12 protein-coding genes are annotated in these 11,675 nt (G+C 36.4%); 9 read left to right on the forward strand and 3 right to left on the reverse strand.

Annotated features, from left to right (window positions below):
* Window positions 1-452 precede the first annotated feature (452 nt).
* From AB4114_RS34820 to AB4114_RS34845, 6 genes are all read left to right on the forward strand, one after another.
* Window positions 453-740, forward strand: coding sequence for a stage VI sporulation protein F (locus AB4114_RS34820; protein ID WP_171635563.1), 288 nt, complete (start codon window positions 453-455; stop codon window positions 738-740).
* 484 nt (window positions 741-1,224) lie between these two features.
* A complete protein-coding gene (locus AB4114_RS34825; protein ID WP_063795520.1) occupies window positions 1,225-1,596 on the forward strand; it encodes a hypothetical protein in 372 nt (123 codons plus the stop codon).
* A gap of 250 nt (window positions 1,597-1,846) precedes the next feature.
* Entirely contained in the window at window positions 1,847-2,956 is a 1,110-nt protein-coding gene (locus AB4114_RS34830) for a tyrosine-type recombinase/integrase (RefSeq protein WP_441992528.1), read from the forward strand.
* Entirely contained in the window at window positions 2,943-4,973 is a 2,031-nt protein-coding gene (locus AB4114_RS34835; RefSeq protein ID WP_441992529.1) for a tyrosine-type recombinase/integrase, read from the forward strand. The genes AB4114_RS34830 and AB4114_RS34835 overlap by 14 nt, the downstream gene beginning before the upstream one ends.
* 20 nt (window positions 4,974-4,993) lie before the next feature.
* Window positions 4,994-7,012 carry a tyrosine-type recombinase/integrase gene (locus AB4114_RS34840; RefSeq protein WP_441992530.1) on the forward strand — a complete coding sequence of 673 codons (2,019 nt, stop codon included), beginning with the start codon at window positions 4,994-4,996 and terminating at the stop codon, window positions 7,010-7,012.
* Window positions 7,012-7,395, forward strand: a complete 384-nt coding sequence (locus AB4114_RS34845; protein ID WP_441992531.1) for a DUF6262 family protein — start codon at window positions 7,012-7,014, stop codon at window positions 7,393-7,395. Before AB4114_RS34840 ends, AB4114_RS34845 begins: the two co-directional genes overlap by 1 nt.
* Window positions 7,396-7,553: 158 nt before the next feature.
* Here AB4114_RS34845 and AB4114_RS34850 read toward each other — a convergent pair whose 3' ends face one another.
* Entirely contained in the window at window positions 7,554-8,546 is a 993-nt protein-coding gene (locus tag AB4114_RS34850) for a DGQHR domain-containing protein (protein WP_441992532.1), read from the reverse strand.
* A gap of 129 nt (window positions 8,547-8,675) precedes the next feature.
* Here AB4114_RS34850 and AB4114_RS34855 point away from each other — a divergent pair, with 129 nt between their 5' ends.
* From AB4114_RS34855 to AB4114_RS34865, 3 genes are all read left to right on the forward strand, one after another.
* Window positions 8,676-9,011, forward strand: a complete 336-nt coding sequence (locus tag AB4114_RS34855; protein ID WP_441992533.1) for a helix-turn-helix domain-containing protein — start codon at window positions 8,676-8,678, stop codon at window positions 9,009-9,011.
* A 179-nt stretch (window positions 9,012-9,190) separates the two neighbouring features.
* Complete coding sequence (locus AB4114_RS34860) at window positions 9,191-9,394, forward strand: hypothetical protein (protein WP_441992534.1); 204 nt, start codon at window positions 9,191-9,193, stop codon at window positions 9,392-9,394.
* Window positions 9,395-9,509: 115 nt separating this feature from the next.
* Entirely contained in the window at window positions 9,510-9,677 is a 168-nt protein-coding gene (locus tag AB4114_RS34865; protein WP_441992535.1) for a hypothetical protein, read from the forward strand.
* 320 nt (window positions 9,678-9,997) lie between these two features.
* Here AB4114_RS34865 and AB4114_RS34870 read toward each other — a convergent pair whose 3' ends face one another.
* Window positions 9,998-10,603, reverse strand: a complete 606-nt coding sequence (locus AB4114_RS34870; protein ID WP_441992536.1) for a DUF4304 domain-containing protein — start codon at window positions 10,601-10,603, stop codon at window positions 9,998-10,000.
* Between the two features lie 33 nt (window positions 10,604-10,636).
* Window positions 10,637-10,972, reverse strand: coding sequence for a hypothetical protein (locus AB4114_RS34875; RefSeq protein WP_441992537.1), 336 nt, complete (start codon window positions 10,970-10,972; stop codon window positions 10,637-10,639).
* Window positions 10,973-11,675: the final 703 nt, after the last annotated feature.

Below are 11,675 nucleotides of genomic sequence, written 5' to 3' on the forward strand. Positions count from 1 at the left end.
ACTTAGTTCCGCTAAGAGCCTCTTGGGCTACTTTGATGCGTTGCTCATCATAAAGGATATTGCTTTTCATACATTTCATTCCCCCTCACCGATATTGTACCTTATTGCATATTGATGACTCCAATCCAATTAGGGGGCTTCAGAGTTTTTGATCAGAATACATGCATGAAATCCAGTTAATTGTTATTTTTCGATAAATAGCTCGAATTTAGCTGTACCTTTTCCATTTATACGACACCGCCGCGATGCATAGGTACCTCAACGCGCCTCCGGATCCGCACGCGCTGCGTTCATAGAAGAGGAAAGCCACCCGAGTACTGGTCATTTTGCTGCAAAATGGCTTGTACCACTTAAAACTAACGTCATAGGTTTTTTTATATGCATCGGCCTCAGTCAAGTTTGCCTACATTCACTCATAAGATAGGAGCATGACGGGTATCGGAGGTGCGGGTATGAGTTATCAGCAATATGGCATCGATCCTGCGCTCGTGGAGCGTGTAAAGTTCAAGATGAAAAACCCTGAGGTAAAGGAACGCATTAAAATGCTGCTGCAAGGCGTCACGAAGGCAGATTTACAAAACACGGCGAAGGTTACGCGTCTAATCGGTCTTGCTGCGGGTATTTTCGGTGAGAAACTCAGCGGGAACCAGACACACCAGATTTTAACGTTTATCCTGGCGCAAAAGATTGATCCGAACAACACGTTTCACTTGATTCGATTATGGTCTATATTTCGATAGCTGCATGATGAAAATGCCACATGTGGAGCGTGAGATGCTCTGTTTGTGGCGTTTTTGGCTATGCCGATGTGGGCATAACAGGGGTGACACAAAGCTCTCCTGTGATATTTGGTGTAATGGCTGCTACGCTTACTGATCTAATGAAATAGCTGCGAAAGGCCTTTGGGTAAACTCCGTAAGGTCCTTTTTTATAGGTTTCTAAACTATTTAATGCAGGCAATTACCTGAACTCTTGGACATCCGCCTGAATGATGAATATTTAATATGACATGTCTGGGTGCGACTTCAAGTGTTTGGCACAAATTGGCGGTAAGGCGATGCTTGTTTTCAATAAATAGGTAAAAATTAGGTAGAGTAATTGAAATTAACTGTAGTTCATCCTTTTATTGGTTAAAAAATATCCAAAAAACCACTTGCATAACGAATACGTGTTCGGTATATAATATGGAAAAACGAATATATGTTCGCATATGGTGGTGAGAACATGAGTGGTTCATCAAGAGTAGAGACAGAAGAGGATGTTCAAATGATTAAGGAATACACACTGTTGCCGATTTTGCTTGATATGCTAGCAAGAGACATGGAGGAGCTTAAGGTTTATAAAGATAAAATTGTTTATAATCATATTCTTTTCTATCTCAGAGAGGTTGAGATGGGGATTTATCCAGAATTACAACAGTTGAAAAGCAAGATGAAGCAGCGAGAGATTAAGGTGATTCACACGGAAATGAATGCTTTAGGGATTCAAGTCGAATACAAAGTTCGAGGTTACATTCATCATTTCACGATGCTTCGTAGTTTGGTCAAGGCTGAGCTTATGACTATGCTGATGAATATGCGGGGGGAATTGCGATGAGTAAGGGGAACAAGGGTGGGGAACGAACGATCTTCTTGGCTGACTTATTTAGACTATAATAAGAAGTAGTTATTAACGTATACAATGTTAGTAACTACTTCTTTTTTCTTTCTTTATATTTTTATTATCTATATTAAACTATTATAGTTTTTATAGTTTATAACGATATATTTAGTAAAGAGTGGTAAATGTAGYCCAAGCGAAGGCGCGGGAGCTTGTTTTTATATTTATGTTAGGAGAAGGGGGATTTATGAAGGTACAAGAAGTATTTGTTCCCATTATTAATGGAGAAGGTAAAACTAGGTATATGTTATTAGATTCTGATGGTTCTCCTATTATCCCTGTAATCAAGTATCTCAAATATCTAGATGATATCGGTAGAGCACCTAATACCCTCAAAACATATTGTTATCATATGAAACTGTATTTTGAATATTTAAATGAAACTGACCAATCATACACAAACGCAAATCTTCGATCACTTGCTCGATTTATCGGATGGTTAAGAAGTCCTTATAGGACGGATAAAGTCTCACCGATCGCGCCTGTTGTGGCTAAGAGATCCGAGAACACAGTAAACCCTATTATTACCTGTGTTGTGGGCTTCTATGATTTTTTGATACGTACAGATGAAATTGACCAAGATATTTTGAAAGGTGTCACCAAAGATTCTTCAAGAAAAGGTATGACTTTCAAGCCCTTCMTCCATCACATTACAAAAGGTAAAAAGATTGCTAAGAATATTTTGAAAGTCAAACCACCTAGACGAACAGTAAAGACACTGACTCAGTCGCAGATAGAACAGATACATAATGCTTGTGGTAATATGCGGGATAAACTCTTAATTCACATTTTATACGAAGGTGGATTACGAATTGGCGAAGCGATTGCTCTATGGATCGAGGATTTCGATATTGGTAGCAATAGCATAAAAGTAAGAGATTCAAAAACAGTGGCAGGAGAAGGAAGACTCGTATATGTTTCAGAAAATACGATGAATGTATTTCAAGAGTATATCTTTGATATCCATGCAGCTGATGTTGATACAAACTTTGTCTTTATCAATCTAACTGGACCTAATAAGAACGAACCTTTGAAGGATTGGGCGGTACGTTCTTTTGTGAAAAGGATTAAAGCGAAATGTGCTATAGATTTTACGCCCCACATGTTGAGACACACCTATGCCACTGAATTACATAAAAACGGGGTCGATGTAGCGATTTTGAGAGAGTTGCTTGGACATGCTCAGGTTCAAACAACGATTGAAATGTATATTCATCCATCGGATGAGACGATTCAACAGGAGTATCAAGCGGCTCAAGAAAAAAAACAAGGAAAAAACAAGCATGCTAACTCATAACTTAAAACCTACAAGTGAGCATTTACAATTAATAAATACTGCGATAACTGGCTACTATGGAAGTGACATTTGGGCCGTACTGGATTTTCCTTTATTAGATGTTAAAGAAAAGGGGAAATGGATTGAGAGACCTAGAGTTATAAAGTTTGGTTACTTTCAAAATAATGCGATTAAAAATGAAATAAAATACTATTTTTACTACAAGTTATTAAATGATGATTTGACTGTCACTACGGTTTGGAGAAATTATGGTAGTGTTCTAAGAAGTCTTGGGGATTTCTTGGCCAGATATTATCCTAGCATGGAATCTATTACTGAACTTCCATTAGAGGAATTTCTTACTCGTTTTCGGACGTATTTATTAAAAATTGGAAAACCAATAATAAATAAAAGGTACCTTACTCCGTCGAACTCAAGATGGCAAACTGCGGGTACGTCCGATAATATGACTATAACAGCTTTCAAATCCATCTACTCTTTTTTTGAAGAGATGTATGATAATGTACAGGAATTAGAAAAGGATAGATGGGATATCCGTAAGTTGAATATTGACTTCAATATTACTTCTGGAGAACGTTACATAGACTTCACTTTAATACCGGTAACATTCAAGGAGTTGTGTAAAAGGTATATTCATGAGCGTGTATTTCTCAAAGCAGATTTAGCGCCGGCAACGGCTGTTTATTATCTAGCTAGTCTTCGTTTATTTTTCAGATTCATCATACAACGGCATTCTGATTGGAGAAATCTAAGGAATCTATCCAGATCGGATATCAATGAATTTATTAAATATATCCGATTTATGCCTATGGGAGGCAGTAGCTCAAAAGCTGGCTCTAAAAGATCTGAGTCCAGTGTTTATAGAACACTTATTGGCCTAGAGGTATTTTTACAATACATTCAGCTTTTCGATTATGAAGAAGCACCGCTAAAGCATGTCGAACTATTAATTTTGCCAGAGGATAGACCACAGCAAAAAAAAAGGAAAGCAGATACTTTAAATTATATTCCTGATTATGTTTGGGATCAGGTTGTTGAGAATATTAGTTCATTTTCCTCAGAAATGGTGCCAATAATTTTACTTATGGAAGCAACCGGTTTTCGCATATGTGATGTCTTGCAAATAAAGTTGGATTGTTTACTAGAACAGGAAGATGGGTTTTGGATTCAAGGACTTCAAAGAAAAGTTGAGAAAATTGATCATAAGGTTCCTATTTCAAAKGAAGTTGCCGGTATTGTTAAGGCTCAATCGCAATTTATTAAAAACTCTTTGTCCCGCGAGGAGAATCCTAATTGTTACCTCTTCTCTATTATAAGAGGAAAAAGAAAAGGGTTACCGCCTCTAGGTTCTACGGTTAGTCGGAATCTGAATAAAATGGCGTTCGAATGTAAAATTATTGATAATAATGGTGAAGTTTTTTGGTTTAATAACCATGCTTTTCGCCATCGATATGGTGTAACTTTGGTCAATAATGGCATGAATATCGTGCATATTCAAAAGCTAATGGCTCATGCTTGCCCTGAAATCACTCTACTCTATGCAGAACTACTTGATCAAACACTTCGTATTGAGTGGGAAAAGGCCTGGAAGAATAGCGGCTTACGATTTAATCCAGATGGATTAATGCAATCTACAGAAAAGGAGCAGCATGCTAGCGAAATTGGTATTGAGCTACGATGGATTCGACATAATATGGACTCAATACGCCTTGATCATGGTTTTTGTATTAAGCTCCCAAGTCAACATTGCGATTTTTTTGAGTCTACCTTAGATCCTCCATGTATTAAGAATAAGTGTAAGAGTTTTCATGTAGACAGCACATTTATTGATTATTACGAGGAACAAATAAATAAAATGGAAAATGATATTGAGGTATATAAAGAAACTGGTCGGTTTCGTTCAATTGAAATTATTACCCCTAAGCTAGCGAGATATAAACAAATCGTTCAAGAAATTAAAGTGAGTAATGGTATTATGGGAATCCCTAAAGAAAAAAGGGAATATCCTCAACGCTAATTCTAGGTGGTCGATATTGGGTGGAAAACATAGAAAATTCGGTTCAAAGGGTCAATTTCGAAGCATTGGATCTAGATGAGCATATTATCCAAGATTTTGGGTGGTATTATGATTCTGATATATGGAGACTTAGCGAGTATCCAGGCAATACTAGATTCTCTAGTTCCCGAAGAATAATTGATTTTCAAGTTTTTAAAAGTGAAACATTGATAAGTGAATTGAAAAAATTCATTTATAATCGCTTGACTAGTGAAAAAGCATCGGTTAGTACAGTATGGAGTACCTACTCGCCTGCATTAAGAGATTTGGGTGAATTTATTAAAAACAATTTTCCGGGCCTTTCATCTATTTTGGATGTGCCAATTGAGAAATTCTTACCTCAATTCAGGTTGTATGTCTCCTCTTTAAACCTAAAAGAAAACAGCACATGCTATGAGGCACGAATCACAATTTACAACATGTTGTATGAATTTATTAGCAATCTAAACGACAATCGCTCTGAAATAGAGAGAGATAGGTGGGATGTTCGGAGGCTAGGTATTGATTTTAATAAAACAAGTGCTCAATATCATATGGATTTTCGAAGGATCGGTCTTTCTTTTAGAGAATTAGTAAAAACTTATTTTTGTCAACGAGTCGTTATTCAACAGTCTCTTGGTTGGAGCACCGCATGTGGTTCACTTACTGTGCTAAATTCATTTTTCATCTATATTGCTCAATACCATCCAAGTTGGGTTAACTTAAATGAATTGAAAAGAACTCAAGTCATAGGGTTTATCAAGTTTATTCGGGAAACACCTATGGGTTTTGGGGGTAATGTTGGGAGAAATGCTGGGAAACCTACATCTGAAAATCAAATCAATTATAGCCTTAATACATTAGAGGTGTTTATTCAATATATCCAACGGCATGAGTTTGAAGTGGCCCCTAGAATACATGTGAAAAAGTTAATTCTACCATCGGATAAACCGAAACAAAGAAAAACTAAGCCTGAAAATGTTAAATATATTCCTGATCATATTTGGAATCAGGTAATAGATAATCTCCATCAGCTACCGAGTGAAATCGTTCCAGTCATTGTATTGATGGAAGCAACCGGATTTCGTGGCTGTGATATTTTATTATTAAAATTAAATTGTTTATTGGATCAAGAAGACGGATATTGGATTTCGGGTGATCAACGAAAAGTAAATGAGCAATATCATAAGGTCCCGATTTCCGAAGAGATTGCAAATTTGGTAAAGGCGCAAATGGATTATATCAGCGAAAATATGCAGGAAAGCGAAAACCCAGATGACTATTTATTTCCTATTTTTTCAGGTAAGAAAAAAGGACAGCCCTTTCTCAGAACTACAATTTCTTATCATTTGAACAAGATGGCTCATAACTGCAATATCATGGGTGAATCAGGTGAAATTTATAAATTCAATAATCATGCGTTTCGTCATCGCTATGGGGTTACTTTAATTAATAACGGGATGAGTATCCTTCATGTCCAAAAATTGATGGCACATTTAAGCCCTGAAATGACGCTTGTGTATGCGAAAATTCATGATCGAACAGTTAGAAAAGAATGGGAACGAGTTAAAAATCTGGGCGCAGTTAGACTTGATACCAATGGAAAGGTTATTGAGGCAGATATAATCCAGCAAGCTGAAGAAAATAAACTTGAGTTAGAATGGATTAGGCATAATCTTGATTCTATTCGATTGGATCATGGGTTTTGTATAAAAAGTCCTAAGATAAATTGTAGCTTTTTGAACGATAATATCGAGGCTCCGTGTATAAAAAACAAATGCCCAAGTCTGCATGTAGATCAAACGTTTCTCCCATATTACCAACAACATATTGAGAAGATTGAAAAGGATATTGAGATTTATACAAGGACGGGGCGAATTCGTTCGGTAGAAGTTATTCAACCTAAACTTCGAGCATACAAAGAGATTGCTGCGGCACTAACCAGTTCAGATGGTATTATGGGAATGCCTAAATCAAATCGAGAATACACAGAAGTAGAACGGAAGCAGGTGGAATTATAATGGCGAATAGTAATCCAAATTACTCAGGGCTTCTCTTCCACGCAAAAGCAAAAACAGAATTGTCTATTAAAAAAGTAGAAGAAGCTCTTAAAACAATGGTAAAAAAACAAATGAAAATAAACTTCAACACAGTTTCAGAAGAAGCCAATATATCAAAAGGGTTTATTTATCAAAATAAAAATCTGCGCGAAAGAATTGAGTTACTCCGGAAACAACAATTAGGCTTATCTTCCCCGAAGCAAGTAAAACGAAATATGAGTGATACATCGAAAGATGTTATCATAGCCTCTCTTAGAAAAAGAGTCAGCAATCTTGAAAAGGAAAATAAGCAACTTAAAGAGCAAATGAAAATACATTTTGGGGAATTGTATGCTGAAATTTAAAATCATACTTGGATACTATTTCTCCAGTCCTATCTATATACATCCTAAAAGCCCCACAGTCCATTGTGGGGCTTTTAGCTTGCTCTAATTAATAGAGTTATAGTCTGAACTCATCAGGCTTTATTTTCAGTTTTAAACCTTCTACGGAGCATTCTCTTTTAACCAATCATTATTTCAGTTAATTCTTCTGATAATGTTCGCGATCCAGATAAACCTTTTATAAAGCGCAATGGTCCATTTGATGACCAATCAATTTGTTTTAGTTTTTTTATGGATTTAAGTAAAGATGGATGGTCTATAGACTTTTTGTTGTTACCTAAATGTTTTTTAATTGTTTTGCCTGCAGCTATGGAGAGAGCATCAAGGCATACGATATGTGTTAATCGATGACCAGAATAATCCAGCCATTCTGCTGAAAGAGTTTCTTTTATAGCGTTATAATAAATCAAAGCTATATTTAGCTTTTCTTCCTTAGKGGTAAGTACCAGTTCACCGTCTTTGAAAAGAAAATGAAGTGTTCTATACAGATTTTGTAGCGTGATGTGTCTACCCTTTACGCGCTTACCGATAATACTACCGATATGATAAAAAGGACTTTCCTTTCTCATTAACAATTCGGTTGCAACCCAACTCAAATCATCAGAATCTCTTCTCAGATATTTGCTTAGTGATAGACCAATACCTTTTGCTTTAGTATTAATTGTATCAAACAGCCTTATCTCTTCATCATCATCCAGGCAGTGAAATGCCAGAAAAGGGATTGTAATATCGGAGTTTGTTTCCTGTACGTACTTTTTAATACCACCAAGACGATGCTGACCATCCATCAATGAAGCTTTTCCCTTACAAAGTAACCTTCCATAATTCGGTCTCTGCTTGTCATAACAGGAGAACTCCCAGTTTCCACATGCATTTAGCAATACAGGTGTGAATAAAGCATCAGCCCCTTTTGAAAGGTAAACTGCAAAATCATGGCAGCGTTTGGGGTCAACTGGACGTTGATACCCCTTACCTGAAGGATCATCAAAGGGTTTTACGAATGTAATGTTTAGGGCTGTTGCCGCGGGTAAATGACTTTGGTAAGCTACTTTTCCACGCATTTTATATTGTATAACATTTTCAATTACATACTGGCTGGCCATGGGGTGCATTTTGTCATCTCCAAGAAGTTTTATGTCCAATATAGTACTTATAAGTTCTTTTATCAATGGAATTTATAGTTAAATAATCTGTTTAAAAAACTTTGACTTACCTAATGTAGTAAACAGGTGGTGGTTAAAGTGGCAAGCCTTGCAAAATTGATTGGTGAACGAGTAAGAACAATTAGGAAAATTAAAAAGTTAACCCAGGAGCAGCTTGGTGAGCTCGCAGAACTTCAAAGCTCATACATAGGAGGACTAGAGCGAGGAGAAAGAAATGTATCGCTTGAAACTGTGGAAAAGATTATAAGAGCTTTGAATATGTCTCAATCTGAGTTCTTTCAATTTAATGAAATTGGTAATTCAGGTAAAATGGCAAAAAGCGAGTTTCTAGAAGTTTTCACTTCCGAACTACAAACTAGAAACTTGGAAGATTTACGTAAGTTTTATGAGATCTACAAGTTAATTTATAAATAGTACAACCCTCCCAATTTAGGGCGGGTTGCTTTTATTTCCAAGGCTTCTATTTTTCTAAAGGAGACAACCAGGTAAAAGGTCAGTTTGCTCTAGACGAAAGGGAGGATAGTTCAAAGTTTTAACGAATTCTAAAGGAATAGTTTTACGAAGTATGAAATTCTACAAAGGATTGAAAACATATGGATAACTTAAGAATACTTGCAGGTTTTTATTATCTTGCCTTAGCAACGAGTTATAAAAATAAAGATGATATCATCCAGTGGGCGGATAACTGTATTGATAAATATGACATTCCTTATGAATTTATTGAACTCTCCCTATCGGGCTCAAAGTCGATTGAAGATATACTATCAATTCTAAAATCTTTATATGGCCAATCATGAATTTGAACTCCCAATGTATATAATGTTGGGTAAAATACGATCAGAATTTATTAACAAAAATATCACTGTAGATAATTTTTTTACATACATTTATAGCTTGTATACTCAAGGTTGCATGTCAGATAAAGCAGTAGATCAATTTTCATTTTTAGATCGGTTAAGTGACGGATATTATTTAGCTACTGAAGGAATTTACGGAGAAGTAGAAGATATAATACAGGATGCACTTGATGACTTAAAGAAGTTTGATGAGTACATGGGGTTTTTGAGGGATAATTCGTAGAGATAAGTTCCTTCGTAAAGTAATAAAGGAGGCTAGATTAGGCTTTCATTAAGTTACCGGGAAACTAGAGTTGAATAAACATTATTGGACGAAGCTACCAGCAAGATCGGTAGCTTCATTACGTTAAAGTATAGTTAAATGGGCAGCCTGTTCAAGTTACGGGCAATAGAGCCTGGTGGGACGTTTGTTTTATCGCGTCTATTTGTATTACAGGTCACCGCAATGTATCTAAGCACAAAGTACTATTTGACCTAAAATATACATCAGCATATAAAGACAAAAACCACTCTGAGGATGGAGTGGTTTCCCTTACTTCTTTATTATACGTGTAGACCTAATCGGTCTGCCAATCCTCTAGCAAATCCCTTTTGCGAGTCCAACTTCAATTCATTAAACACTCTTGACATGCGTTCCTGTGCTTTTTCCATTTCACCTATTGAGCAGTAGATTACCGTTAAATGGTGGGGACTCTGGTAAATCCCATCTTTCTCACGTAACTCCATTACTCTGATTACATCGTAAATACTTTCAAATTGCCGAAGGTGAGGAAGTATATACTCTGCAATGTCTTTTATTATCATTCGTTTAAGTTGTTCAACGTTAGTATCGATAGTCAATTTGTACCAACTATCGGTTTTCGTTAGTTCAGTGCCACGAATCCGTAAAACTGAATTTATTTCCATTGGAAAAGTTGGCTTCGGGTATAGATGAACTGTTCCGAATAATTCCTCTATATAAATGCCTGTATTGAAAAAGAACTCAACTTCATCTTGTGTATTCCACTTTGATGACTGAATGTTCACTGTCGTTGAGAAGTCAGAAAATACTTGGGCAAAGTTATTGCCCTGCTTCTTAAACCCTTCTTCCTTCAACAAGGGAGCAATCGTTTCTTTTACGACTTGCTTCAATACATTCTGCATTGCCATGCTAAACAATCCCCTTAGCTTAGAATCCTGCCTTCATTCGTCTATGATAACCTCGACACATTTATCAAATATAACTTGAAAGTCTCCTTTGAGTATCAAATGCTCAATCACTTCTTCAATGCGATTACGACTGCATTCATCCACCAGTACCATGTCACTACCMCAAAAATACTTTCCTTGTAAACACTCTCCAGTTTGTTGATTCTTTTCTGCGAGAGTCTGTATGTTCTTGTACGTAAAAAATGAAGCAACCCATCTTGACMCATCTTCAAATGTAACTATTGCATCAGTATTACCATCGTATATGTTCCATTCTCCTTGAGACCAATGTTCCGCTTCAATCCAAATGAAGTATTGCATGTCTTTCATTAAAATCGCCTTCTTACCACCCTGATTTAATGATTCAATTGTACCATATGTTGGAATTATTATGTGTAATCGTATCGTATCATAATTCATCCTTACCGGGGCTGTAGAAGTGTTGACGGCATTTATGAAACCGACATGAGCATAGACGATATAAACCACCTCACCCCTGGCTTTACAACATCACCAGAACGCCTAAAAAGCCCTCTAAGCCGTGATTCAATACTTCACGAGCCAGAAGGTGGCAATCAGACTGATTGCTTTATGAAGCGCCTATAGCTCCACATTTGAATGATTACTCATTGTCAAAAAGTATACTTTTTAATAATGAAAATATTATTAGGAGAACGGCTTTGATAGGAGTATGTGAATGCCTTTGGGTGGGATTCAAACCCTTAGAAGGCTGTCTAGGATTTCTGATGTTGTAGTTAAAGGTGGGGGCTAGTTTTCATCAAAATGAAGTTGTTTGAATGGGGAAAGGGTCATAGCACATCCACCGCTGGACTATGAGTAAAATTTGAAGCGATACGATAAAGACGTGTGTTCCAGTATATGGTATTATTGCATTGATGAAAGAATGATTTTATAAGAGAACTTTTTACTTACTTAGGGATTCATTCAGTATAAGGTAGGTGATAAAAGATGCTTGTTTCAGTTCAGCAATTTATTATGAAGCTAATAGAGGAAATAGACAAAGGCATCATAG

The organism is Paenibacillus sp. 2RAB27, assembly GCF_052115445.1.
GTDB lineage: Bacteria > Bacillota > Bacilli > Paenibacillales > NBRC-103111 > Paenibacillus_E.